Annotated in this window: 13 protein-coding genes; 4 read left to right on the top strand and 9 right to left on the bottom strand. The window is 76.0% G+C overall.

Annotated features, from left to right (window positions below; genetic code table 11):
* The first annotated feature begins 24 nt into the window (after positions 1 to 24).
* A complete protein-coding gene (locus tag WMF43_RS05610) occupies positions 25 to 1,878 on the top strand; it encodes an MYXO-CTERM sorting domain-containing protein (RefSeq protein WP_437678008.1) in 1,854 nt (617 codons plus the stop codon).
* A gap of 122 nt (positions 1,879 to 2,000) precedes the next feature.
* The gene (locus WMF43_RS05605; RefSeq protein WP_437678006.1) at positions 2,001 to 2,777 is read left to right on the top strand and encodes a YdcF family protein; all 777 of its coding nucleotides are present in this window, start codon (positions 2,001 to 2,003) and stop codon (positions 2,775 to 2,777) included.
* 51 nt (positions 2,778 to 2,828) lie between these two features.
* Here the strand turns inward: WMF43_RS05605 and WMF43_RS05600 are convergent, their stop codons facing one another.
* The 3 genes from WMF43_RS05600 to WMF43_RS05590 all read right to left on the bottom strand — a co-directional run bounded on the left by WMF43_RS05600 (position 2,829) and on the right by WMF43_RS05590 (position 7,069).
* Positions 2,829 to 3,953 carry a glycosyltransferase family 2 protein gene (locus WMF43_RS05600; RefSeq protein WP_437678004.1) on the bottom strand — a complete coding sequence of 375 codons (1,125 nt, stop codon included), beginning with the start codon at positions 3,951 to 3,953 and terminating at the stop codon, positions 2,829 to 2,831.
* A 213-nt stretch (positions 3,954 to 4,166) separates the two neighbouring features.
* The gene (locus WMF43_RS05595; RefSeq protein ID WP_437678002.1) at positions 4,167 to 6,515 is read right to left on the bottom strand and encodes a peptidylprolyl isomerase; all 2,349 of its coding nucleotides are present in this window, start codon (positions 6,513 to 6,515) and stop codon (positions 4,167 to 4,169) included.
* Positions 6,516 to 6,523: 8 nt separating this feature from the next.
* Complete coding sequence (locus WMF43_RS05590; protein WP_437678001.1) at positions 6,524 to 7,069, bottom strand: YdcF family protein; 546 nt, start codon at positions 7,067 to 7,069, stop codon at positions 6,524 to 6,526.
* Positions 7,070 to 7,494: 425 nt separating this feature from the next.
* Between WMF43_RS05590 and WMF43_RS05585 the strand changes: the two genes are divergently transcribed.
* A complete protein-coding gene (locus WMF43_RS05585; RefSeq protein ID WP_237245092.1) occupies positions 7,495 to 8,316 on the top strand; it encodes an MBL fold metallo-hydrolase in 822 nt (273 codons plus the stop codon).
* Positions 8,317 to 8,511: 195 nt separating this feature from the next.
* Here WMF43_RS05585 and WMF43_RS05580 read toward each other — a convergent pair whose 3' ends face one another.
* Positions 8,512 to 9,339, bottom strand: coding sequence for a sigma-70 family RNA polymerase sigma factor (locus WMF43_RS05580; RefSeq protein WP_437677999.1), 828 nt, complete (start codon positions 9,337 to 9,339; stop codon positions 8,512 to 8,514).
* A 400-nt stretch (positions 9,340 to 9,739) separates the two neighbouring features.
* Between WMF43_RS05580 and WMF43_RS05575 the strand changes: the two genes are divergently transcribed.
* Positions 9,740 to 11,635, top strand: coding sequence for a S41 family peptidase (locus WMF43_RS05575; RefSeq protein WP_437677997.1), 1,896 nt, complete (start codon positions 9,740 to 9,742; stop codon positions 11,633 to 11,635).
* Positions 11,636 to 11,711: 76 nt separating this feature from the next.
* Here WMF43_RS05575 and WMF43_RS05570 read toward each other — a convergent pair whose 3' ends face one another.
* The 5 genes from WMF43_RS05570 to WMF43_RS05550 all read right to left on the bottom strand — a co-directional run bounded on the left by WMF43_RS05570 (position 11,712) and on the right by WMF43_RS05550 (position 25,469).
* Positions 11,712 to 16,055 carry a DnaJ domain-containing protein gene (locus tag WMF43_RS05570; RefSeq protein WP_437677995.1) on the bottom strand — a complete coding sequence of 1,448 codons (4,344 nt, stop codon included), beginning with the start codon at positions 16,053 to 16,055 and terminating at the stop codon, positions 11,712 to 11,714.
* On the bottom strand, positions 16,052 to 18,841 hold the full coding sequence (locus tag WMF43_RS05565) for a protein kinase domain-containing protein (protein ID WP_437677994.1): 2,790 nt from the start codon (positions 18,839 to 18,841) through the stop codon (positions 16,052 to 16,054). Before WMF43_RS05565 ends, WMF43_RS05570 begins: the two co-directional genes overlap by 4 nt.
* Positions 18,842 to 18,954: 113 nt before the next feature.
* Entirely contained in the window at positions 18,955 to 19,944 is a 990-nt protein-coding gene (locus tag WMF43_RS05560; protein ID WP_437677992.1) for a 3D domain-containing protein, read from the bottom strand.
* On the bottom strand, positions 19,941 to 21,734 hold the full coding sequence (locus tag WMF43_RS05555) for a hypothetical protein (RefSeq protein WP_437677990.1): 1,794 nt from the start codon (positions 21,732 to 21,734) through the stop codon (positions 19,941 to 19,943). Before WMF43_RS05555 ends, WMF43_RS05560 begins: the two co-directional genes overlap by 4 nt.
* Positions 21,735 to 21,893: 159 nt before the next feature.
* Positions 21,894 to 25,469: a protein kinase domain-containing protein gene (locus WMF43_RS05550; RefSeq protein ID WP_437677989.1), complete on the bottom strand. Its 3,576-nt coding sequence runs from the start codon at positions 25,467 to 25,469 to the stop codon at positions 21,894 to 21,896.
* Positions 25,470 to 25,634 lie beyond the last annotated feature (165 nt).

Genomic DNA, 25,634 nt, shown 5'->3' with positions numbered 1-25,634 from the left:
AACGTAGAAGTGAGGACGGGATCGATGTCGACCACACGGGGGAACACCATTGCTTGGGGGCTGCTCCTCGCGCTCGGGCTTCTGAGCCGCGGCGCCGCGGCCGGGATCGAGGATCTCCAGGGCACCCAGCCAGGAGATCTACCGGAAGATGACGGGTTCGCTTCCGCGGAGAAATGCTACGGATGCCACCGAGGCGTCGGCAACATGCCGCGGGACTACATGCCCTTCGATACATGGGGAGGGACGATGATGGCCAACGCGTGGCGCGATCCCGTCTTCACCGCCGCCCTCACCGTCGCGAACCAGGACATGCCAGGCGTGGGCACGTTCTGCCTGCGCTGCCACACGCCGATCGGCTTCGTCCGAGGCCGCGCGGCGAAGCCGGACGGCTCGGAGCTCGACACCGGTCCGAACAGCGCGCTCGAGGGCATCGTCGAGGGGCAAGGGGTCGGCTGCGACGTGTGCCACCGCGCCACGACCGCCCCCGCCCCGAGCGATCCGTACTTCCTGGGCAACGCGCAGCTCGTGTTCGGCTACGAGGTCGATCCCGAGCAGAACAAGCTCCTCAAGTACGGCCCCTACGAGAACGTGATCTCCGAAGATCACGGCGGCAAAAAGGACGAACACCTCTCCAGCTCCCGCTTCTGCGGCCAGTGCCATCAGGTCACGAACCCGGAGGTGATGCTGCGGGACGCGAGCGGCGCGCAGACGAACCTCGAGTTCCCGCTCGACACGACCTTCGATGAGTGGGCCTCCAGCGACTTCCGCGACGGCGGCCCCGGCGAGCGGGGCTGCGTCGACTGCCACATGCGCAAGAAGACCGGGGAGTGGCCCGTCACCAAGCTCGGAGAGCCGCTCCGCACCGACCCGCGCGATCACGCGCTCGTCGGCGGCAACCACTGGGGTATCCAGGCCGTCATGGCGGCCTACCCGGAGCTCGCCGCGGAGCGGGCCAACGCCTTCCAGCTCGCGCTCGACCGCACCCTGGAGAGCCTCACCTCGGCCGCCTCCGTCACGATCGTCGACGCTCCCCAGGAAGCCACACCCGGACAGCAGATCGAGCTCACCGTCCGGGTCGAGAACCTCACCGGTCACAAGTTCCCGACGGGGTACGCCGAGAGCCGGCGCGCCTGGATCGCCGTGTTCCTCGTCGACGAGGACGGGGGCGAGCGGCCGCTGCTCGGCGGCTACGACGTCGAGACCGGGGAGATCCAGCACGACCCGCCCACCCACGAGTACCGCGCCGTGCACGGGCTCTGGGACGAGGCCGCGGGCAAGGGCGAGAAGGAAGAGCACCTCGCGCGCCACGACATGATCATCTCCGACACGCGCATCCCGCCGAAGGGCTTCGTCCCGTCACAGACCACCCAGCCCACGCCGGAGATCGACTTCAGCGACGGGAACGGCGGATACCGCCACTACGACGAGGCGACCTTCACCCTCACCGTGCCGGCCGACATCTCCGGCGCCCAGACGCTCTCGGCGCGCGTCTACTACCAGTCGATGACCAAGGAATACATCGAGTTCCTCCGGTCCGAGAACCACACGGACGACAAAGGAGAAGAGCTCATGACCATCTACGAGGCGACCGGCGAGGCCCCGCCCATCCTCGTGGCGAGCGAGGACGCGCCCATCGATCTCGGCGGCTCTGCCGGGAGCGCCGGCGGCGGCGGCAGCGGCAACGGCAGCGGCGGCGACGGCGCGACCGGCGGCGGCGAACCCGCGAGCGGCTCCAAGGACAGCGGCGGGTGCGGCTGCCACACCCCCGGCGGCGGCCATGACGGATGGATCCCTGTCGCCGCCGCGGGGCTCGCCCTGGCCTCCGCCACAGCCAGGCGCCGGCGAGCGCACGCGCGCGCTCGCGCCGCCTTCCGTTGAACCGACACGGCGCCGGCCGGGGCGAGATTCCGTTCGGATCCGCGTTCGGATCCGCCCTGGCCCGGCGACCGCCCTTTTTTCGCTCGCCTGGACGAGCGGAGACAGCATAGACACCCCTTCTCATGGCGAGCCTCGCCCTGCCCATCGCCCGACTCGTCGACCCCCTGTTCCTGCTCCTCGTGGCCGTGGCCCTCGGCCTCGCGCTGTCCGGCGGCGAGACGGGGTTCCTCTCGCGCCGCGCGAAGCTCGGGCGCGCGCTGGTCTGGTGCGCCTGGCTCGCGCTGTGGCTCCTCTCCATGCCCTGGGTCTCGGCCTCGCTCGTGCGGTGGTTCAGCACCCCGCCGAAGGATCTGCGCGAGGACCTCGCAGGGAGCTCGCCCGAGCGGCGGGCGCTCATCGTCCTCACCGCCGGGATCGACGCCGACGAGTTCGGCGAGCCCGCCATGGAGCGGCTGTCCGCGCCCGGCCTCGAGCGCTGCCTCGGCGCCGTGCGCGTGTACCGCGAGCACGGCTTCGGCCACATCATCATCTCGGGGCGCGACGCCGTCCTCGAGCCCACCGCGCTCGCCACCGGCATGGCCGACCTGCTCGTCGAGCTGGGCGTGCCCCGGAGCAAGATCCACCTCGAGACCGCGTCGCGCGACACCCGCGAGAACGCCCTCTACTCCGCCCGGATGGTGCGCGAGCTGCCGGTCGACACCGCGGTCGTCGTGACCAGCGCGCTCCACATGCCGCGCTCGCTCCGCATGTTCGAGCGCGCAGGGCTCCCCGTCATCCCCGCGCCGGTCAGGTTCCTGTCGGTGCCTCCCGACGGCCTGGAGCGGCTGATCCCGTCGTCGCTCTCCCTCCGGCGATCGCAGCGCGTCGTGCACGAGCTCGTGGGCATGCTGGAGCCGTGACCCGCACGCAGCCCCGCCCCCGCGCCCCGAGCGCGAGGCCCCCGCGCGGCGCTACCAGGTGACCTTCTGCGAGCCGCGGGCGAAGCGCCACAGGCCGACCACGGCCGCCGCGTTGAGGACCACGAACGTGCGCGCCAGCGCGCCGAGCTTGCCCGCGGCGCCCCCGAGCAGCGCGAGCAGGTAGAACGCCGCCTGCCCGCCGAACAGCGCGCGCGCGGCGTAGAGCGTCCAGGAATCGCCGCCGCCGGCCTCGGCGCCGAGCCACGCGAGGGTCGACGTGATCAGCAGCGCGGCGAGGGCCCAGGGGCACACGAGGCGGAGCAGCTTGTGCGAGAACGTCTCGAACCAGGACGGGTTCCTGAACGGGACGAGCAGCCCGGGGAGCAGCGAGAAGAGCTGGTAGTTGCCGGCCAGCGTGCGCACCTTGCGGCCGAACTCGCGCTCGTCGCCGAAGGCGTCGTCGTACGCGATCGCGTCCGCCGCGAAGAGGATCGCGCGGCCCGCGAGGCGGAGGCGCATCGGCACCCACATGTCGTCGAGGATCACGCCCTCGGGCAGCTGGCTCATGTCGGCGCGCCGGATCGCGTAGATCGGGCCCGTCACCCCCACCATGCTCCGGAACCGGCCCTCCTGGAGCCGGATCCAGTTCTCGTAGCGCCAGTAGGCGCCCGAGCCCGCCGAGCCCTTGAGGACCAGGTTGCCGGAGACGCAGCCCGCGTTGGGGTCGGCGAGGAGGCGCGTGAGCGCGCGCAGCGCCCCGGGCACGATGGGCTGGCGGACGTCCGTCATCAGCAGCACCTCGCCCGTCGCGACCCCGAGCATCGTGTTCACGCCGATCGGCTTGCCGCGGCGCGCCTCGCTGACGATCACCTTCACGCGCGGATCGCGCTCGGCCAGCTGGCGCGCCACGCTCACCGTGTCGTCGGTCGATCCGTCGGAGTAGAGCAGCACCTCCAGCTTCTCCTTGGGGTAGTCGAGCGCGAAGAGGCTCTCGACCTTGGCCGGGAGGTACGACGCCGCGTTGTAGACGGGGATACACGCCGTCACGGTGGGGAGGTAGCCCGGATCCTCCTTCCGTTGCGCCGGCCAGAGGCGCGCCAGCACGCCGATGACGACCGGGTACCCGAAGTAGGTGTACACGAGCAGCGCGACGGCCAGAAAGGAGGCAATGACCACGCTACACGTAAAGCGCCGGTCGGGGGTTTTTGTCAATCGACATGGTCCGACGCCCGCCGCGGCGCGTTCACTGTCGCGGGATGTTCGCAGGCCGCTCGCGGGCCCTTCGCCGACCGCGTGCATCCGGCGCTTCGTCCTCGGCGCTGCGCTTCGTCCTCGGCGCTGCGCTTCGTCCTCGGCGCCGCGCTTCGTCCTCGGCGCCGCGTTTCGTCCTCAGCGCTGCGCTTCGTCCCGCACCTTCACGCTCCGGATGACGTCCCCGTCCGCGAGCGCAGCCCACGGTCCAGCGGCGACGCCGACCGCCGCGTACTGGCCGTCGAGGTGCGGCGCGCGCGCGTGCATGACGAAGAGCTGGCTCGACCCGGTGTCGCGGCCGGCGAGGGCCACGCCGACGCGGAGCGGCTCGAACGGGACCGGCGACGTCTCGCAGCGGAGCGCCGGCCTGCCGGGCGGCCCCCCGGCGCCGTCGCCGAACGGCGCGCCGAACTGCGTGACGAAGCCGGGCACCACGCGGTGGACGATCTTGCCGTTGTAATAGCCCGAGCGCGCTAGATCGACGAAGCGGGTCACCGCGACGGGCGCGAGCGCGGGGTCGAGCGTCATCGTCAGCTCGCCGGCGTCCGTGTCGAACGTCAGCACGGCCGGCGCGCGCGCGAGCGCCGAGACCTCGGCGGGCAGATCGCCAGCAGGGGGCGCGACCGGCGCTCTGCCCGCCGCGCCCGCGGCCCCCGCGTCGCCCGCCGGACCGCCGTCGCACGCGACCTTGCGGCCGCGGAGCACGCCGAGCGCCGTGCCCGCGCGCGCCCGCGTCGTGGGGTAGCTCGATCCGCAGAGCGCCTCGAGGCGCGCCTCCGCCGGCCTCAGCGCAAGCGCGCCCACCGCGTCGATGACCGCGTCGATGAGCTCCGGGTCGTCGCGCACCCCGGGCCGGTCGAGCAGCGCGAGCAGCGCGCCCTCGATCGCGGGCGACGTGACCGCGGCGGGCGTGTCCTTCCCGTCGCGCTTCCGCTTGCGCTTCCCCCTCGGCTTCGCCGGGTCCTCCGAGGCGCGCTGGGGCTGGCGCGCGATGACCTCCGCCGCGGCGGCGACGAGGCCCGGCTCCTCCGCGGCGAGCGCCTTCGCGAGCAGGTCGGGCGCGCCGGGGATCTCCTCGTGCGTGGCGAGCAGCGCGATCGCGGCCTCCCGCGCGCGCAGGTCGCCCCCCTCCGCGTAGGCGCGGAACGCGGCGAGCCGCGCGCCCTCGATCGCCTCGCGGCCGATCACCTCGACCGCGGCCCGGGCGCCGAAGGATCCGCGCACCGGCGCGGCGGCGTCGGGCTTCGCCTCGGGATCGGCCGGCGCCGTGACGTCGCAGCCGACGAGCAGCGGCTCGCGGTAGTTCCCGCCCGCGAGGAGCTTGGCCGCGGCGCAGCGGAGCTGCGACACGCGCCGGAGGACCGCGGCCGGCGCGTCCGGCGGCGGCGGCAGGGCGGCGAGGTCGCGCAGCGGCTTGCGCGCGGCAGCGGACGCGTCGCGCGCGGCGAGCGCGTCGAGCGCGGTGAGCAGCGCGCCGAAGTCCTCGCTCACGAGGCCGGTGAGGGCGATGGGATCCGCGCTCGGGACGAGCCCGGCGAGGGCGTCCGCGAGCGCGCGCTGCCCGGGCGCCCCGAGCCGCTTCAGCGCGCGCGCGGCCTCGGCGCGCTCGCCGGCGGTGAACACGCCCTTCGTGGCGAGCACGCGCGCGAGCTCGGGGACGGCCGCCTCCCCTGCCCGGCCGAGCGCGCGCACCGCGAAGAGCCGCGCGTCGCCCGCCTCGGCGAGCCGCGCGGCCGCGACGTCGCGGATCCGCGGGATCACCGTGAGCGGGACGTGCTCGAGCCGGCCGATCGGGTAGAGCGCCTCCGGGACCGGCGGGCTGGCCGCGCTGCCCGCGGCGAGGTTGAGGAGCGCGACGAGCGTCTCCTCGCGCAGCTTGAGCTTGATCGCCGCGAGATCGCCGAGCGCGTACGCCGCGTGGATCGCGCGCTCGCGCGGCCCCTCGAGCCACGCGACCAGCGTCGGCTCCGACGCCTCCGCGCCGCACCGCCCGATCGCGCGGGCGATCGCGCCCGCCGCGTCGAGCCGCGGCGCGCCGCCCACGTCCGCCGCCGCGCCGGCGCGCGGCGCGCCCGGGCCGGCGTCGCGGGCGAGGGCGCGCGCGACGAGCGCCGACACCGTCTCGCCCTCGTGCTCCTTGCACCAGGCCCCGAGCCCGTACGCGGCCCACGCGACCACCTCCTCGTCCTCGTCGGCGAGCGCCCGCGCGAGCCCGGGCCGCGCCGCCTCGCCGCCGATGCGCGCGAGCGCCCGCGCCGCCGCGCGCCGCACGCCGACGTCGCGGCTCTGCTGATCGGCGGGGCTCACCTCGAGCGCGGCGCGGCGCTGCTCGGCGGCGAGCAGGGCGCCGAGGCGATCGCGCGCGTCGGCGCCGGCGCTGGCCGGCGCGGAGCTCCCCGCGTCGGGGGCGGGGCCGGGCGCCGGCGGCCCCGCGCAGGCGGCGAGCGACACCAGGGGGAGAGCGAGGAGAGAGGGGAGGCGCCTCATCGGCATGATCAAGGTTCACCCTGCCGCGCGGTCCCGAGCAGCCACGCGGCGCTCTCGCTGAGGATCCGCCGGCGGCGCAGCGCGCGCGCGTCGAGCCAGGTCGAGATCACCTCGTGCCCGCGCTGCCACGCGCGCGCAACCGGCACGTCGCCGCCGTGGGGCGTCGGCAGCCCGCAGGCGTCGATCCCGACCGCATGGAAATTCCGGAGCGCCCGCGGCATGTGCCACGGGCAGGTGACGATCGCCGCCCGCCGCGCCCCCATGCGGCAGAGGAGCGCCGCGCTGAAGATCGCGTTCTCGTGCGTGGTCAGCGACCAGAGGTCCAGCACGATCGCGGCCGCGGGGACGCCGGCGCGCTGCAGCTCGGCGGAGAGCACGCGCGCCTCGATCTGCGCGCCCCAGCGGCGCCCGCCGCTGGCGATCACCCAGGGCGCGACCCCTTCGCGGTAGGCGCGCGCCGCGGTCGCCGCGCGGCGCGCGCCGGGAGCCCCCGGGCGCCCTGACGAGAGCACCCTGCAGCCGAGGACGACGATGGCGTCCGCGTGGAGCGGCATGCGCCCGACCATACTCCATCGGCCGCGGCCTCCGCCCGTCTGCCGCGCCGCGGGGCCGAATCTGCGCCCCCCGGCCCTCGGGTCGCGCCCCGGCCCTAGAGATCGCGCCTCCCGCCCCTCGGATCGCGCCCCGGCCCTAGAGATCGCGCCTCCCGCCCCTCGGGTCGCGCCCCTGCCCCCTGCACACCGCGGCGCCGGCGTGTGAAAGGAGGGGCGCGCCCGGGGCCCTCCCGCGCCCCCGCGGCGCGCCGCGCGGCCCGCAACTACATCGGCGCCGTGGCCCTGTACCCCCGGCCAGGGCGCCATGCCTGCGACCTTCCTTGCGCCCGGTGCACCTGGCGGCTTGACGCTGCCCGCGCTCGGAATCTAATAGCTCTACCTTGAAACGGGCGGGGTTCAGCGAGCGAGGCAGGATGCGGATCAAGATGTGGGGGGTTCGCGGAAGCATCCCCACGCCCGGTGCAGGCACGGTCGAGGTGGGCGGCAACACGAGCTGCTACGAGATCCGTGCTGGAGAGACGCTGGTCATCCTAGACGGCGGGACGGGGCTCCGTCTCCTCGGCCAAGATCTGGTCAAGGAGATGCCCTTCGAAGCCTGGATGTTCTTCAGTCACGTGCACTGGGATCACATCCAGGGTTTCCCCTTCTTCACGCCCGCGTTCGTGCGCGGGAACAAGATCCACCTCTACGGCGGCCTGAACGTCTCCCGGACGCTCGAGGAGACGCTCGCCGGGCAGATGGACTACCCGAGCTTCCCCGTGCACCTCACCGAGATGGGCGCGGCGATGACCTTCCGCGATCTCTACGAGGGCGAGGTGGTCACGATCGGCCCGAACGACGACGTGCGCGTGACCAACGCCCGGGGCAACCACCCGAACGGCGTGTACGCGTACCGCGTCGAGCACGAGGGGAAGGTGGTCGTGTACATCACCGACTCCGAGCACTACGCGATCGTGGATCCGAAGCTGAAGAAGCTCGCGATGGGCGCCGACGTGCTGATCTTCGACGCCATGTACACGCCGGAGGAGTACGCGGGCGAGGTGGGCGGCGGCCCGAAGACGGGCTGGGGGCACGCCACGTTCGTCGCGGGCTGCGAGCTCGCGAAGGCGGCGGGCGCCAAGCAGCTCGTGTTGCACCACCACGATCCCAACCAGACCGACGCGATGGTGCGCGAGAAAGAGATGCGCGCCCGCGAGCTCTTCCCGAACACGATCGCCGCGCGCGAAGGCACGGTCATCGAGATCTAGCGCTCGCCCCCCGCCTCCGGGACACCTCTCCCGAGGCGCAGCTGCCTCCGAGCTCCACACCCCCACGGAACCGAGCGGCGCTCGCCCGCACAGGAGACGGGCCCAGATCGGCGTTTTCGGCGCGGAGGCGTACTCCAGTACGCCGAGCACCGAAAACGCCGAGGTGGGCCCGTATCCGAAGCGGGCGACCGCCGCTCAAGCGCTCTTGGCCATGGGCTCGCGGGTGATCTCCTCGATGCGCTCGCGCATCCGCTTCTTCGCCCGCTCCTCGATCTGCCGCACGCGCTCCTTGCTGACGCCGAAGTCGGCGCCGAGCTGCTCGAGCGTCACGGGGCTGTCCGTGAGCCATCGCTGGTTCACGATGCTGCGCTCGCGCGGCGACAGCTCGCTCACGACCTGCAGCAGCGCGCGCGAGAGCTGCGCGCGCTCGTCCGCGGCGCAGGTCTCCTCCTCGGGCGTGGAGGAGCCCGACGCGAGCCGATCGAGCGGCGCCACGCCGTCCTCGGACGGGGGCCGCTCCAGGCTGACGTCGCGCGCCATGAGCAGCGGGAGCAGCTCGGCGGCGCGCTCCTCCGAGAGGCCGCTCAGCTCGGCCAGCACCGCCGGATCCTTCTCGTGCGTCTTCCGGTAGATGCGCAGCGCGCGGCGCTCGCTCTTCGACGAGCCGAGGCGCACGATCCGGTATCCCCGCGCCACGTGCTCGCGGATCTCCGCGCGGATCCAGTAGGCCGCGTAGGTGGCGAGGCGGCAGCCGCGATCCGGGTCGAAGCGCTCCGCCGCCTTGAGGAGGCCGATGTTCCCCTCCTGCACGATGTCCTCCATCGGCAGCCCCCACCGGCGGTACTCGAGCGCGATCGTCATGACGAAGGGCAAGCACGCCTCGATGAGGCGCCGGCCCGCGTCGCGGTCGCCGGCGCGCCACCGGAGCGCGAGCTCCCGCTCGGCCTCCGGGCTCAGGGTGGCGTAGTTCGCGAGCTCTGTGCGGTAAGCCGAGAATGCCGCTCGATCCCAGGTGCTGCTCATGGTCTCTCCGCTCTCGGCCACGCGCGGATCAGGAGGGCCGGGTTGGTCTGCCCAGGCGAGCCGGTGGCCGGCACCAGGGCAGATGCAGGGGTGATGCCGGGATAAACCTTAGGAAAGCGCCTTTTTTTGCGCTGGAATGCGCAACGTGTTCGGATCCAGGGAGGGACGCGAAAGCTTTGCGGGAAAGTGGGAGAGCCACCATGCGCGGCGCTGAGCACAGGTCTACGATCCCCCCGGCCCGCGCGGCGTGGGCGCGGACGGGAGAGCCGGGAAGAACGCCGCGGGCGCGGCGAGCGGGGGGCGCGTGGCCCGCGCGGCCTGCACGTACAGCGCGCGCAGATCGCGCCTTCGTCATGGTCGCCCCTGCACGCGCAACCCGCGCCGTGATATCCGGAGAGCAGTGAGGAGGCGCGCCGCGAGTCCGCCCGCGTACATCGCCCTAGGTGCGGCGACGCTCGCCCTGCTCTCGCGCGGCATGGTGAACGGCCCCCTCCTCGAGGCGCAGCGCGGGATCGCGCGGCCGCTGCTCCACCTCCTCGCGCCGGACGACGAGGAGATCGACGGCATCGGCTGCGACCCGAACACCCTCGACCGCGGCATCACGTTGCCGACCGGCGCGCCGACCTCGCTCGGCTGCGACCAGGCGCGCGCCATCGTCGCGCAGGCGCGCACCACCCTGGCCGCCCCGCCCCTCCGCGTCGACCCCGCAAAGTTTGCCGAAGCGACCTCGGACTGGCTGGATCCGCACGGGTTGTGGTCGGTCGCGCCGGACGCGCCGGTGGGCGCGTCGCTGCGGCGGGAGGCGGCCGCGCTGCTGGGCGAGATGCACGCGCCGGTGGGCAGCGGTCCGTGCCCGGCGGCCTTGCGCGTCGGCGAGGAGCTCGAGCGGTGGTCGCGCGAGCTCGACGGGCTCTTCGACGAGGGGTACCGGCGGGGCCTCGGCAGCCCGCCCGCGACGCTCGCCGAGGCGTGGGAGCTGATGTCCTCGGCGCCGTTCGAGGACGGCGAGGTGACGCGGAGCGCCCGGGAGCTCGCGCGCGAGCTCGGCCGGGAGGTCGGCGCGCTGCGCGCGCGCTTCGGCGATCCGCTCGCCCGCTACGCCGACGCCGTCCGGGAGCGCACGGCGCCCTCGATGACCGCCGAGGGCTGGGCGCGCGCGGTGATCGCGGCCGCCGTTCGCGCCTACGTGCCCCAGCTGGACGCGCACGGCGCCTGGGCGCCGCTCGAGGAGGAGGTCTCCATCTACGACCTCGACCTCGAGGCGCACCCGCCGGCCCGGCTCTGGCAGGAGATGACGCGCACCGCGATCGGGGTGCGCATCGATCGCGGCGCGCTCCCGCCCCTCGCGGACGGCGACGTGGTGCTCCGGATCCAGGATCTTCCCATCTCCGGCATGAGCGTCGAGCAGGCCGAGCAGCTCGCCGTGCTGAGCGACGTGCGCCCCGGCACGACGGCGCGGGTGGCGCTCCTGCGGCGGGGCGCCCCGGCGCCGCTCGAGGTGACGGTCGCGCCCGCGCCCCCCGCGAGCGGAGCGCAGCCGCCCGAGGACGCGGCGCCCACGGAGCTGCCGCTCGATCTGGTGCGCTACGCGGACGGCAAGGTCGCGGTGATCGCGATCCCCGACGTGCCGGACGATCTCGGGGATCGCGTCGCGGCGGCGCTGCTCCGGGCGCGCGCGCACGAGGACCTGCGGGGCGTGATGCTGGACGTGCGCGCGAACGGCGGCGGCTCGACCGACGGGGCGATCGCCGCGCTCGGGCTGTTCCTCCCGGGCGTGCCGCTGTTCCCGATGCGGCGCCGCGACGGCGGGGTCGAGGTGGAGCGCTCGCCCGACGTCCCGCCGGGGCGCGGGTGGAGCGGTCCGCTGGCGGTGCTCGTCGACGGCGACTCCGCGAGCGCGGCGGAGATGATCGCGGGGGCGATCGGCAGCTACCGGCGCGGCGTGGTCATCGGCGATCGCACGTACGGCAAGGGGTGCGCGCAGGAGTACCTCGACGACGACGCCCACGTGGGCGTGCTGCGGCTCACGACGCTGCTCTACGCGCTCCCCGACGGCGCGCCGGTGCAGAAGGTCGGCATCGTGCCGCAGGTGCAGCTCTCGCTGCCGGCGACGAACGAGCGCGAGGCCCGCGTAGATCGCGCGCTCGGCCCCTGGCGCGGCCCCGACGTGCGCGATCTGCACCACGTGCGCGAGGTGCCCTGGCCGGCGCACGCGGGCCGCGTGGGGCCCTGCCGCGAAGAGACGGTCTGCCGCGCGCTGCGGTCGCTCGGCGCGGTGCCCGCCGCGGCGCGCTGACGCGACCAGCCCGCCGCGGCGCGCTGACCGCCGGCGCTGTCCAGCGCGACCGGCCCGCGGCGGCGCGCCGGCGCGGTCAGCGCTTGAAGAACTTGCCGAGGAGGCCGCCCGCAGGGGTCGGGTCGTTGTTGGTCCGGCTGCGCATCTCCTGCACCCGGACCTCGCGGATCGCGTCGAGGTTCTTCGGGTTGATCTCGGCCGCCAGGCGGAAATCGCGGATCGCCTTCTCGATCCGCCCCGAGCGCTTGAGGAGCATGCCGCGGTAGAAGAGCGCCCGCTCGTAGCGGGGCTCCTTCCGCAGGACGACGTCCAGCGTCTGGATCAGGTCGTCGTAGTGCGCGCTCGTGGCCCCCTCCGCCAGCGCGGGCGGCTCGCCGCGCCGCAGCGCCTGGATCCACACGAGCAGCGTCATGTACTCGGGCTGGTCCGGATCGGCGTTCAGCGCGCGCCGCGCGCGGACCTCGGCGCCCACGAGGTCGTTCTTCTTGAGCAGGATCTCGGCCTTCTGGAACTCGAGCGCGGCGTCGACGACCCGGGCGATCTTCTCCTCGTCCTCGGCGGGGCTCGCGCCCTCCTTCGGCGTCTTCTGGTACTCGGCGCGCCGCTTCGGGTCGCTCAGCGTCTGGTAGGCCTCGCTGATGCGGGCGAACACGCGCGCGACCAGGGGCTTGATGTCCTGGAGCTCCGGCGGCGTCCGATCGGGGTGCCACTGCTTGGCGAGCGCGAAGTAGGCGCTCTGCACGCGCTCCGGCGGAGCGTCCTCCGCGACCCCGAGCATCTCGAAGAAGCTCTCGCCGTCGATCGCCGCGGCGCGCGCCTCGATCTCGGCGCGCCGCGCGGCGATCTCGGCGCTCGGCGCGGCGCCGGCCGCGGCGCGCGGCGGCGGGGCCTCCGGCGCGGCGGCCGCCGGCGTCTTCGCAGGCTCCGCGGCGCGCGCCGCGGCCGGCGGCGGCGCGGCCTCGGCGCGCCCTCCCCCTCTCGCCGGCCTGCCCTCGGTGCCGACGGCCGCCATCTTGACCGTGGGAGCCTGCGGGGAATGCGCGCGGGCGCCGGGAGCGATCGGCGGAGAGGCCGGCCTCGTCCCCTTCGGGTCCGCGCCGCGGGGCGCGCCGCCCAGGTCGCCGCCGGGCGCGCGCGGCTCGAACGAGGCGGCCGCGCCGCGCGGCTCCGGCGCCGCGGGCGCCGGCGGCCGGAGCGGCGCGGCCGGCTCCGCGAGCGCCGATCCATGCCGCCGGCTCGGCGGTATCACGTCGTCGGCCTGTCGCGGCGGCGCGGCCTCGCGCTCTCCGCGCGGCGGCCTGCCCGCGGCGCCCGCGTCGACCTGCGGCGCCGCGCCGCGCTCGCGCTCCCCGGCCTGCGCCGCGGCGCTGCCCCGCGGCGCCGCCGGCGCCGGTGCTGCCGGCGCCGCGGCTCGCGCGGCGCGCGACGGCGGGGGCAGCTCCGACGGCGACGCGCGGCCCTCTATCTCTCCGCGCGCCGCGCGCGGGCCGGGCACCGTGGAGCCCGAGGTCGGGCGCGGCGAGCGCGCCGCCGCGCCGGGCGCCTCGCGCTGGGGCGGCTGCCCCGCGTCGGCCGGGAGCACGCTCGGGGCGCGATCGCGGCCGACACCCACCGGACCTCGACCCGGCACGCCGAGATCGAGGTGCCGAGTGATCGCGAGCGCGTAGATCGTGAGCCGCACGACGCGCTCCTGCGCCACGCCGGCGCTGACGAGCTCGGCCAGCGTCATCCGCCGCGTGCGCAGGAGGTCCACGACCGCCGCCTCGTCGCGGTGGAGCTGGAACCGCTTCATCTCCGCCTCGATATGGAGGCCGATCTGCCGCTGATGGATCCGGTCGAGGGTCGCGTCGATCAGCGGATCGTCGGCGTGGAGCCGGACGCCCGCCATGATCACCGCGAGCGGCTCGCACCCGATGAGCTCCGGCCCGCCGTAGGACGCGAGCAGGTTCTGGCCGTCGTAGTAGGCGTAACGCGTCTCGGGCGCGAGGTCGTAGAGCGCGACCAGCTTGCGCACGAGCTGCTGGCGCAGCACGCCGAAGACCGTCTCCCGGTCGAGCAGCCCCCGCGAGACGAGCAGCCGGCCGTGCAGCACCCGCCGCCGGGTGATGTCCCGCAGCGTCTCGCGGAGCGTCGCCTCGTCGAGCAGGCCGAGCTCCAGGATCACCCGGTCGAGCGGGGCGATGATCGTGCCGGTCCAGATCTTCGCCGGCACGCCCTCGCTGAAGAAGATCCCGTGGCGGACGCCCTCGGGGTCGACGAAGCACGTCGTGCCGGTGAGGCGCCGATCGAGCATGTACACGAGCAGGTGGACGAGCGGCGTGCGCGCGAGGGTGCCCTCCGCGGTCGGCGGATCGCCCGGCAGCGCCAGCACCGCGATCGGCCCGGCCATGGCCGACGGCGGCATGTCGGACAGCGGGCTGCGCTCGCCCCGCTGCGGCTCTGTCCCCCGCCCGCGGGCGCGCTGCGCCTCGGGCCTCGCGCTCTCGGGCACCTCGTCCGGCTCGCTGTCTGTCTGCACCGACCACGACTCCTCTCGGTGAGCGCCCGGCGGCGCGTGCGGCTGCGCCGCCGCGGCGGGATCCGACTGCTGCGGGTCCGGCCAGCGCGCGGTGGTGCGCCCGGGCCGCAAGGTGGGCGAGCGCTTCCCCGACGGCGCGGGCGGGAGATCCGCGAGCATCACGCCCTCGTCGCCGCCGTCCTCCGGCCGCGCCGACGGCGGGGCGGCGTCCGGCGGCGTGACGGGGCCGCGGCCGGCGTCGCCCGGCCGCGGCTGCGTCCTCCGGCTCGCCGGGGAGGTGGTCGTCGGCAGCGTCGGCGACGACGGCCGCGTGATCTGCTGTGGCGGCGGCATGCGCAGGTGGTTGAGCGGCGACGCCGGCGACGAGCGCAGCGGCGGCGACTCCACCGAGGGGACGGCCGGCGCGCGGAGCGACACCTGCGGCGCCTCCTGGACCGCCGCGTGCGCCCGCATCGAGGCGGCGGCGGGGTCGTCGCTCGTCGCGACGATCCGCCGGATGTGCCGCGCCGGCTCGCCGGCGCGAGGCCGCTCGGCGAGGTCGACCTCGAGCGCGCGCCCGATAGGGCCGCCCGAGGCGTCGAGCACGAGCCGCACCCGCGGCTGCGAGTAGAAGGCCGGGTGCGCGGGCGTCTGCACGACGAGCGCGACCTCCCCGGTCGAGAGCTCGACCAGCGTGCCCGTGGGGAAGATGCCGAGCGCGCCGACCAGGAGCCGCAGCACCGTGCGGTCCGCCGGATCGGTCGCCTCCTGCTCGAGCTTGGCGATCGCCTCGTCGGCGGAGAGCGGCGCCTCGCCCGGGGCGGCCGTGAGCAGGTCGTTGAAGGCGCGCGCGGTCGCGAGGATCCGCGCCTGGAGCGTCGGCTGGCGGAGCCCGCGGTAGACGGGCCCGAGCGCCGGCTGGCGGCGCACCCAGTGCGCCTCGTAGGCGACCACCGTGCGCATCACGCTCGGCTCGTTGACGAGGCCGAGCGCGGTCAGCACGACCGCCGTGCCCGCCGGCACGTCCGCGTCCTGCTGCTCGCTCAGCTGCGGGACGAGCCCGCCCCCGCCGCGCTTCGCGACCCCGGTGAGCCGCGGCCGCGCGATGTCGAAGAGCAGCGCCGCCATCGAGAGCCGCTGGAGCAGGACCACGTCGCCCGTGATCTGCCGGGCCATCGCGAGGCTCAGGATCGCGGTGTTCACCGCGCGCCCGGCGTCGTCGTGGTTCTGGTTGCGCAGCGCGGTGACGCCGAGGAAGGCCGGCGTCTCGTTCGCGGAGAGGTCGACGAGGCGCTGCGTGATGCGCTTGACGCCCTGCCGCAGGGCGTAGCGGCCCCGCCGCAGGTCCTCGTAGAACCGGCGGAGGATCACGATCGCCGTGGCGTAGGTCCGCACGATCGCCGAGGTCTCGTCGCCCTCGCGATCGACCGCGACCTCGCGGCGGAGCACGCCCTCGTCCACCGCGCGCAGGCGGACGCGCGGCGCCGGGCGGTCGGCGAGCGCCGGCTTGCTGCTCCGGAGGGCCTCGGCGAGCGCGGAGGCGAGCGCGTAGAGGTCGCTCGCGCGGACGTCCTTGGTCACGCCGATCTCGGAGTAGCCGCAGCGGCCGAGGATCTCGCCGAGCTCGAGCGCCCCCTCGTAGACCGCGCGGTTCGCCTTGAGGAGCTGCCCGGAGACGAAGACCGAGCCGCGCGCGAACAGGATGGAGACGTTGTGCCCGGAGCGCTGGCCGAAGTCCTGGACCAGCGCGACCGTCTCCTCGACCTGGCGCACCATCGCCTGGTTGTCGATCGAGTGCAGCGTCGAGAGCTTCACCAGCCGGAACAGGGCCTGCACCACGCTGGCGGCGAGATCGCGCGCCTGCTCGCGCCGGACGTTCTCCGACAGGTTCTGGCTGATGACGTCGACCTGAGGGGCCGTCACTGGAGCTCCCCGCCCGGCGCGATCCGCCTGCCGAGGCGCGCGGCGATCGCCTCCGCCGCGGCGGCGGCCGCGTCCCGCAGCGGCTGGCTGTTCCAGGGCCTCCGCTTCGCGGCCGCGAGCGCGGCGTCGAGCGCCTCCTGCGAGCGCGCCTCGCGGCCGAGCAGCTCCGCCGACAGGCAGCGGGTCTGCTCCACGGCGTCGTCGGCGAGCAGGCCGTGCCGCTGGAGCGTCTCGACCGCGACCGACTCGCCGCGCGCCGGGTTCAGCGTGTAGAGCGCGCCGAGGAACTCCCGCCGCTCGTCGAGCGTGAGCTGGTGGAACGAGCTGTCCTGCACGCGGCGGACGAGCAGCGGCCCGGCCGCGCGGACCTGGTGGTGCGCCAGCGTGCGGAGCGCCGCGACGCGCACCTCGGGCGGCGCCGCCTCGGCGAGCGAGAGGAGCTCGTCGCGGATCTGCTCGGGGCTCTGCGCGAGGTGGGCGATCGCCTCGCAGCGGAGCGCCGCGTTCGCGCACCCGCTGAGCCGCTTCAGCGCGTCGAGGGCGCCCTGCGTCCGCGAGGTCGCGAACATCTTGAGGATCGGGCGGGCGACGTCGAGGTCGAGCGTCATGAGCGCGTCGACCACCCCCTCCTCGTGCCCGGGCAGCGTCCGCTCGAGGTAGCCGAAGAGCGCGCGGCGCAGGGTCTCGTGGCCGACGTGCCCGACGATCTCCATCGCGACCGGCAGGTACTCGGCGCCGAGCTTGTGCAGGATCGGCGCGAGGCGCTGCGCGAGCAGGTCGAGATCCACGGGGGCGGGCTGCGCGGCGGCGCCGGGGGTGCCCGTCACGAGCACCCGCGTGGCCTCGCGGAGGAGCAGCCGCATCGTGTCGGGCGGGAACATGCCGCGGGCGAACTCCGTCGCGAGCGCGCCGCCCTGCTGCCGCGGCGCGAGCGCGTCGAGCGCCTTCTCGACCGCGTCGTGCATCGCGAAGAGCACGTCGAAGCGGCGCGCGAGGATGAGGTCGCGCGCGGAGGCCGCCATCGGCTCCGTCACGAGCTCGACGTCCTGGTAGCGCTTCGCGTTCAGGAAGGCGTCCGCCACGACCTCGACGAAGCGCTCGCTCCAGCGGTCCGGGCTGAGCACGAGCTGCGTGCCGAGCGCGCGCTGCGCGACCGGGTCGAGCGCGAGCGCGCTCGCGGCGCGGCGCGCCGCCCTGAGCGCGGCCGCGTCGGTGTCGATCACCATCGCGGCCGCCTCGGCGCGGTTCGCCTTCTCCTCGGCGGCCCGCCGCGCCATGCCCTCGATGTCGTCGGCCTCGTGCCAGAACTGCTCGCGATCGGCCGCGTCGCCCTCGGCGAAGACGCTCACCACGTCGTAGCGCACGTGCTCGAGGCGGCGCTCCCACAGGGCGGCCGCGACGTCGTCCTCGGGCGCGAGGTCGCGCAGCGGGTCGAGCAAGAGGACCTCGCAGAGCGCGCGCAGCTCGTCCTCCGTGATGCCCGGGAGCAGCTGGACGCGCCGCACGCCGGCCGCGAAGAGGTTGTACGGGACCAGATCGAGCGGGTGCGACGGCTCCCACACCGTCCGGCGGCGGTGCTCGAACGCGTACGGCGTGAGCGACCAGTAGGCGAGGCCCGCGTCCGCGCGCAGCGCCTCGACGATCGCCTGGAACGTCGCGCGGAGCTTGTTGTCGGGGTCCGGGTGGCTCCAGCCGTAGTGGCGCACGGCGGGGAGCAGCCGCTCCATGCGGCGGAACACCTCGACGAGCCGCGTCACCGCGGGGTCGTCCGGCTCGGCGTCGCCCGGCTCCTCGCGCGGCTCCTCCGGCGGGGGCCGCGGCCCGACGGCGGTCGGCGAGTCGTCCGGGGGCGGGCGCCGCGTGCTCTGCGGCGCGCTGCGGCGCGGGCCGGGCGCGCCGCTCTCCTCGAGGATGCGCAGCACCTCCTGCCGCATCTGCGCCGCCGTGTCGTAGCGGCTGCGCCGGTCCCACGCGAGCGCCTTGTCCACGAGGCCGATGACCGAGGCGGGCAGCTCGGGCGCGATGCGCGCGAGCGACGGCGCCGGCGTCGTCGCGGCGAGGATGAACGCCTCGTTGTCCGAGCGCCCCTGGTGCAGGCGCTGCCCGCTGAGCACGGCGTACAGCGTCGCGCCGACCGAGAAGAGATCGGCACGCCCGTCGACGCCCTCGGTCAGCCCCATCGCCTGCTCGGGCGCCATGAACGACGGCGTCCCGAGCGCCGTGCCCGCCTTGGTCTTGTCGCCGTGCGCGTCGCGCAGCCGCGCCACGCCGAAGTCGAGCAGCTTCACCACGTTGTCCTTGGTGATGAAGATGTTCGCGGGCTTGAGATCGCGGTGGACGATGCCCTCCTTGTGGAAGCTCTCGAGCGTGTCGAGCACCTCCGCGGCGATCCAGAGCGCCTCGGCGACCGGGAGCTTCCGGCTCTTGCGCTTCCAGAGCTGCTGCACGGTCTCCCCGTCGAGCAGCTCCATCACGAGGAACGGCTCGTCCTGGTCGGTCACGTCGTCGTCGAGGATCGCGACCCGGCCGGGGTGGTCGATCCGGTTCGCGACGTACCCTTCGCGCAGGAACCGGTCGCGGATGCCGACGTCGCGCGCGAACTCGGCGTGGAGGATCTTCAGCGCGGCGCGCGAGCCGTTCCGGTGGGTGGCCGCGTACACGGAGGCCATGCCGCCCACGCCGAGCAGGGCGTCGAGCCGCCACTTGTTCTTGATGGTCAGCCCGACGCGGGCGCGGGCCCGCTGCTTCTCGTCCGGCGCGTCCGAGACCTCCGACGGAGGAGGCATGACGGACTCGGGGATGACGCCGCGTGAAGACATTAGGCCACCGGAAGGCGGCAAATCGTACCACCTCCGCGCCCCCGAAAGGTCCCGGATTTCGCGCAGGGGGGCGGTCGTCCTTACGGTCCCGCGGCCCGCGCCGGCGTTTCCCCGGGCGGGCCGCCGGCCGGGGCGGCTGCCCCCCCGCGCGCCGCGGCGGCGAGGACGACGCCGCTGCATCGCGCGTCGTTGAGCCAGAGGCGCACGCCGCGGTTCGAGGGGAAGAGCGCGTTCAGGCGCGCGGTGACCGCCGGATCGCCCGTGAAGACGTCGATCCGCCGCCCGACGACCTTGATGCCTCGATCCTCGGCGACGAAGCAGCCGTCGTGACGGCCCCCGCCCGGCAGGGGCAGCCCGACCAGCTCGGGCACGTAGAGCGAGGTGCCGAGCGGGATGACGCTCGAGTCGACCGCGACCGTTCGCAGGGGCGTGATGGGGCGCCCCGTCGCGCCCCGGCCGTACGGGAACCGCCGCGCATCGAGCCGCTCGAAGCAGACCTGCTGGCCGGTGCGCGGGCAGACGTCGGCGCACGCGCAGGCGCGCCGCGCGAAGCTCACCGTGTCGCCCGAGGCGAGCCGGCCGCTGCCCTGCACGCAGACCTGGTCGTGAAACGCGCGCGGGACGCGCGCGAGCGGCGCGCACGCCGCGTCGTAGAGGAGCGCGTCCTTCGCCCCGCCGCCCTCGGTCGGGAAGTCGTAATAGGTGTTCCGGAAGAGCCCTGGGGCGAGCCCCGGCGCGGCGCGCGCGGCCTCTGCGGCGCGCGCGGCCTCGGGGGCGCGCGGGGGCCGGCCGTGCTCGCGCACGAGGATCGACGGCCCGTCCTCCGCGGGGGCCGCGTCCGGCGCGCCGCGCTCGCGCGCCGGCGTCGCGTCCGGCGCGCCGGGGCCTCGCTCGCTGCCGGCCCCCTCCGGCGGGGGCGCGTGCAGCCAGCCGCCGCCTCCGCGCGCGATCCGCGGCTCGCTCGATCCGTCGTCGACCCAGTCGGCGCCCCCCTTCGGCGCGCACGCGCAGGCGAGCGCCAAGACGAGCGCGGCGAGCCGGCGGCCCGTGAGCGCGCCCGCGCTCGTCAAAAGCCGCTTCCGAGGCGGATGAGCTCCCGGAGCGCGACGGCAGCGACGTCGGCGCGCGCCCAGAGCGCGGCGGGGGCGTCGCCGCCGGCCGGCGCGGCGCCGGCGGCGATCACCACGGGCGCCGGGTCGCCGCCGCCGGGCTGGCCGAGGCGGCTCGCGACGAACCGCAGCGGCTCGAGCACCAGCGCGAACGCGATGTCCGAGCCGAGCGGGGCCAGCGCGGCCTTCGTGGTCGGGACCCCGCCGAGGGTCTCCCCCTGGAGCGCGCCGACGACGCTCCGGAGGCCCGCGCCCGGATCGTTGCCGACCGACGCGAAGAGGCCGTCGTCGCGGACCAGGTAGAGCAGCTCGATCGCCGGCGACGGCGCGCCCGGCCCGCCGCCCTTGCCGGGGAGGCCTGCGCCGCCCGGCCCGGTGCGCGCCGGCGAGGGCGCCGCGCCGCCGGGCTGACCGGCGCCGGCGGTCTGCTCGATCCGCAGCCGCCGCACGTCGCCGGCGAGCGGCGGGACGTCCACCTTGCCCGAGGAGACGCGGAGCCCCTCGCGCTGCAGGGAGGACTTGATCGGCGCGAGCTCCGCGCTCCCGAGCAGATCGGCGAGGGCGCCCTCGAGCTTCACCCGGTCGCCGACGGCGGCGCGCACGTAGGCCGTGGGGCCGGTCGCGTCGAAGCGCAGCCCGCCGACGAACCAGTCGCCGCGCGCGTCCGAGGCCGCGCGGAGCGCGGCGCCGAGCCGCTCCCGGTCCGCGGGCGAGAGCTCCCCCTCGACGAGCCCCGCGACGGCGTCGACGAGCTTGGGGACGTCCTCCGCGCGCGAGGCTGCCCGGTCGCGGACCAGGATCCCGGCGAGCGTGTCCGCGGGCAGATCGAGCAGCGGCTTCACGTCGCCGACGACCATCTCGGCCGCCGCCTTCGACGCCGGGCCGCCCCCTGCCTTCGGCGTGCCGGAGGCGCGCAGGTGCGCGCCGTCGTCGAGCACGAGCGTGACGCGCGCCCGCTCGAGGTCGCCGAGCACCGCGAGCCCCCCCTCGATCATCGGCGCGAGCGGCACGGCGGAGGCGCGCGGCGCGCCCTCGCCCCCGCGGGCCTTCTCCCAGGCGCTGCGCGCCGCCTTGAGCACCGGGCCCTCGATCGCGGCGCGCGGGATCTCGATCGCGAGATCCTCCTTCGGCGCCGCCGCCTGCGGCATCGTCCGCGCGACGTACGGCCCCAGGAGGGTGAGGTCGTCCGCGGCCTCCGCGACGAGCAGGTAGTTGCCGAGGACGCCGAGGGCGACGGCGCTCGTCCCTGGCGGCGGCGCTTGCAGCGGCTCGAGCAGCGCGATCGACGTCGCCGCGTCGGGCTTCGCGCGGAAGCGCGCCCCTTCGCCCCGCGTGAGCTGGTCGACGAAGCGGCCCCCGTCCTTCACGTGGAGGCCGATCGCGGCCCGCGGGCGCGGCCGGTCCGGGGCCTCCACGGCCGCGCCGAGCACCGGCACGCTGCCGTCGATCTCGGACGCGACGGCGATGGGCAGGCCGAGCAGCGAGGCGGCGAGGGCGCCGGCGCTGCTCGGGAGGAGCGCCGCCGGGCCGCCGGCGAGGGCGCGCGCCTTGGCCCACGTCGCGTCGGGCGTCGGGAGGAACGCCTCGGCGATGAGCCCCGCCGGCGCCGGCACGGGCGCCGGGCTCGCGGCGGCGGCGTCGGGCGCCGCGTCCGGCGATCTGCACGCCGAGCAGCCCGCGCTCAGGCCGAGGACGATGGCCAGGAGCGCGGCGGCGCAGCGGCGCGTGGCGGAGGTCGCTTGGGCGATCACGACCGAACCGTAGCGCCTTCTGGCCGCGCTCGACCACGAACCTGCACGGATCGGCTCGGGAGGCTCGGGCCCCGCGCCGGCGCTCGCGACGCGGCGCGGCGGGCTCGCGGCCTGGGCGCGCAGCATCCGCGGCGCGGCCGGCCTTCGCCCCGGCGCGCGTCAGGGGCGCGAGGCGCGGCGGGCAGCGGTGACCACGGCGGACTCGCCCAGGCAGAGGCGCGCGAGCGACAGCACCATCGCGTTCTCGCGGACGCGGTGGAGGAAGCTCTCGCGGTAGGCAGGCTCCGCGATCGCCGCGGCCCGGGCGAGGAGCCGGTCGCGGCCCCGGGTCGCGGCGGCGCAGGCGCCGTCGGCGTCTCCGGCCGCGCGCGCCGTCTCGATCAGCGCGACGAAGACGAGCGACTCGAAGACATCGATGCCGCCGTGGCGCGCGAGGATCCCTTCGGCCTCGCGCGCCGCGGCGAGCGCCTCCTCGGCGCGCCCCTGGGCCGTGAGGGCGCGCGCGAGCGCGGCGAGCGCGCCGGCGCGCGCCGGCGCCATCCCCTGGAGGAGCTCCGCGGCGCCGCGGCCGTCAGCTTCCGCCGCGCCGAAGTCCCCGGCGGCGTGGGCGATGAGGGCGGCGTAGACGCGGGTGCTGCCCTCGAGCCGCAGGTCGCCCTGCCCGCGGCATTCCAGGATGACCTGGCGCGTGAGGGCGAGCGCCTCGTCGAGCTGTCCCCGGGCCGCGAGCACGAGCCCGAGGTGCTGCCGGGCGCGCGTGGCGACGATGCGCAGCCCCATGCGGTCGGCCGCCGCGAGCGCGGCGGCGAGCTCCTCGCCGGCCCGCTCGACGTCACCGAGCTTGAGGAGCGCGACGCCGAGGCTGACGCGGGTGTTGCAGGCCTCGCGGACGTCTCCGGAGCGCTCGAACGCCTCGAGCGCGGCCGCGCAGCCCGCGAGGTCGCCGGAGGGATCGCCGAGGTGTCCCTCCCGCGCGCCGAGCAGCCGGTGCACCTCGCCGGCCGCGCGCGGCGCGAGCGACGCGAGATCCCCCGCGAGGGCGCGGGCCCTCACGACCAGCGCTTCCGCCGCCGCGTAGCGCCCCGCGGGGAAGAGCTGGCGCGCCGCCGAGCACAAGGCGATCACGCGCGCCGCGCGGACCTCCGCCGCGGCCTCGACCGAGCGCGGCTTGGCGGAGGGCGCGCCGTCCTCGCGCGCCGCGCCGTCCTCGCGCGCCGCGCCGTCCTCGCGCGCCGCGCCGTCCTCCGCGGGGTCGCCGCACGTCCCGACTTCCTTCGCCCAGGCCGTCGTGAGCATGTAGTCGCCCCGGCGGGCGCTCGCGATCATCAGCTCGTGGGCGGCGCGGAACCAGAGCAACGTCCCGCGGGGCAGGCGCCGCGCCGCCTGGGCCGCGCAGCGCTGGGCGTGCTCGAACTCGCCGCGCCAGCGGTGGGCCTCCGCCTGGACCAGGCGCAGCGCCGCCAGCGTCGCGCCGCCGCGCGGCCCTTGCGGGTCGGACGGCGCCCCGCCCTCCTCGTCGGGATCCGCGTCGGCGAGCCGATCGCAGAGATCGCCGTGCCGCGCGCCGCGCTCCGCATGGGCGATCGCCGCGGCGAGATCGCCGCGCCCGAGCGCCTGCTCGGCCCCGCGCAGGAACCACCGCATCGCCCGCCCGTGCTCTCCGCCGTTGTCGAAGTGCTCCGCCAGCGCGATCGCCTCGAGCTCCCCCACCTGCTCGAGCCACGCGCCCGCGAGCCGGTGGCCGAGCAGCCGATCGCCCCGGGAGAGCGTCGCGTACGCGGCCTCCTGGAGGCGCGCGTGCCGGAACGTGTACTCCTCCTCGCCGGGGTACCGGCTCGCCGGGCGCCGCTCGATGAGCTCGCGCGCGACGAGCTCCGGCAGCCACGCGTCGAGGTCGGGCGCGCGCTGCGCGCCGCCGAGCAGGGCCTCCACGCCGCCGCGCCAGAACGCCTCGCCGAAGACGCTCGCCGCGCGGAGGATGCGCCGCACCGCGGGGTGCAGGTCGTCGAGGCGGGCGTGGGCCATCGCCAGCATCGTCTCGGGGGAGCCCTCGGCGTCGCCGCAGGCGATCGCCCGGAGCAGCTCCTCCAAGGAGAACGCGCTCACCGCGGCGCGGCCGTCCGCGGGCGCCTGCGCCCCGGCGCCCCCGCCCTGCCCGAGCGCCTCCGGGACGAGCGGCTCCGGCGCGCGCTCGCCGGGGCGCAGGCCGGCGGCGTCGCGCCCGGCGCCGAGCTCCGGGAAGCGCCGCGCCACCCCGGCGCGGCCGAGCGCGACCAGGCCGGCCGCCGTCGCGTCGTCGATCAGGACGCCGTGGCCCCCCTGCCCGGCGGCCCGCGCAGGCTCCGCGCGCGCCCGGGCGCCGATCAGCGCCGCGGCGCGATCGATGACCTGCCGCGCGGACCAGCGTCCTGCCTCGACGTCCTGCCCTGTCGCGAGCGCGACGGAGGCGCCCTCGGGCAGCAGCGAGCGCAGCGCGAGCGCGCACCGCGCCGCGTGGACCGCCTGGTCCGTCGCCGTCCTCGCCTGAGCCCCGGCGGAGCGCGGCGGCTCGGCGTCGGCGGCGGCCCCGCCGCCGGGGAGCAGGACGAGGAGCCACGTCGGGGCGAGCCGCTCGACGCGCCCGCCGAAGGGCGCGGCCGCCGCGCGGACCGCGGCGTCCGTCGCGGCCCTCGGCGCGCCGTCCGGGGGCAGCTCCCCGGCCGCGGGCGCGGCGGCGTCCGCGCCGGGCATTCCCGCGGCGTCGTCGCCCGGGAGCGCGCCGTGGATCAGCACCACGCTGAGCAGCCGCTGCTCGCCCGCGGCGCTCTCGGCGAGCGCCCGCCCGGACCTCGAGGCGCTCGCCGGGGCGCCGTCGTGGAGGTCCCGGACCTCGTCTCCGGCGATGCGGACCTGCGCCGCGCTCGCGAGGACCTCGTTCCCGTCCCTCGGCCGGCCCTCCGGGTCCTTCTCGAGCATCCACGCGACGAGGTCGTCGAGCGCGGCCGGCACGTCGGGCCGCAGCGCCGACAGCCGCGGCGGCCCCACCAGGGCGGCCTTCGCGAGGATCGCCATCACCTGGTCGCCGGCGAAGGGCGGCCGGCCGGTGAGGCAGCTCCAGAGGACGCACCCGAGCGAGAACACGTCGGCGCGCGCGTCGACGCGCGCCTCGCCGCGCGCCTGCTCTGGCGCCATGTACCCCGGCGTCCCGAGCGTCACCCCGCCGCGCGCGCCCGGGTGCTCGTACCTCCGCGCGGCGCCTGCGCCGTCCTCCCACGCGAAGAGCCCGGCGCGCGCGATGCCGAAATCGCAGATCTTGGCGCCCTCGAGCGCGCCGCCCGGCAGGAAGATGTTGCCGGGCGTGACGTCGCGGTGGACGATCCCCCGCTCGTGCGCCGCGCCGAGCGCGCCCGCGACCCGCCGCAGGAGCGTCACCGCGCCGTCCACGCTGAGGCGCGCGCGCGCGACGCGCTCGGCGAGGTCCTCGCCCTCGAGCCACTCGAGCGCGAGGTAACGCGTCCGGTCCCCGGTCACGCCGTGCGCGACGTACCGGACGATCCCCGGGTGGCGCAGGTCGGCGAGGATCCGCGCCTCCCGCTCGATCCGCTTCTCCTGATGCTCCGTCCCGCGGTGCAGGATCTTCAGCGCGACCGGGCTGTTGTCCGTCAGGTCCGTGGCCCGGTACACCGCGCCCATCCCGCCCGACCCCGCCAGGCGCTCGATCCTGAACCGGTCCGCGACCGTGACTCCCGGGCGCATCAACCCGGCGATTATACGTAGGGCCGCGGGCGCCGATAGGAGGAAGCCCCCGCCGGGACCGCGCCGGGCGCGCCCCGGCGCCGCTGCCCGAGGCGTCCTGCGCTCGTCCGAGGCGGCGTCAACGGAAAGCTGCGGAGCAGGCGCACTGCTGAGCTAAGCTCCGGG

It is taken from the genome of Sorangium sp. So ce131, from assembly GCF_051519095.1.
In the GTDB taxonomy this organism is placed as follows: domain Bacteria; phylum Myxococcota_A; class Polyangia; order Polyangiales; family Polyangiaceae; genus Sorangium.
The sequence above is the reverse complement of the archived record's forward strand: the minus strand, read 5'-3'. Positions and strand labels throughout refer to the sequence as shown.

Bases quoted from the DNA above. Each gene is read 5' to 3' on its own strand.
- WMF43_RS05550 (WP_437677989.1), bottom strand. From the start codon at position 25,469: ATGCGCCCGGGAGTCACGGTCGCGGACCGGTTCAGGATCGAGCGCCTG.
- WMF43_RS05590 (WP_437678001.1), bottom strand. From the start codon at position 7,069: ATGCCGCTCCACGCGGACGCCATCGTCGTCCTCGGCTGCAGGGTGCTC.
- WMF43_RS05605 (WP_437678006.1), top strand. From the start codon at position 2,001: ATGGCGAGCCTCGCCCTGCCCATCGCCCGACTCGTCGACCCCCTGTTC.
- WMF43_RS05565 (WP_437677994.1), bottom strand. From the start codon at position 18,841: ATGCCTCCTCCGTCGGAGGTCTCGGACGCGCCGGACGAGAAGCAGCGG.
- WMF43_RS05585 (WP_237245092.1), top strand. From the start codon at position 7,495: ATGTGGGGGGTTCGCGGAAGCATCCCCACGCCCGGTGCAGGCACGGTC.
- WMF43_RS05580 (WP_437677999.1), bottom strand. From the start codon at position 9,339: ATGAGCAGCACCTGGGATCGAGCGGCATTCTCGGCTTACCGCACAGAG.
- WMF43_RS05610 (WP_437678008.1), top strand. From the start codon at position 25: ATGTCGACCACACGGGGGAACACCATTGCTTGGGGGCTGCTCCTCGCG.
- WMF43_RS05595 (WP_437678002.1), bottom strand. From the start codon at position 6,515: ATGAGGCGCCTCCCCTCTCTCCTCGCTCTCCCCCTGGTGTCGCTCGCC.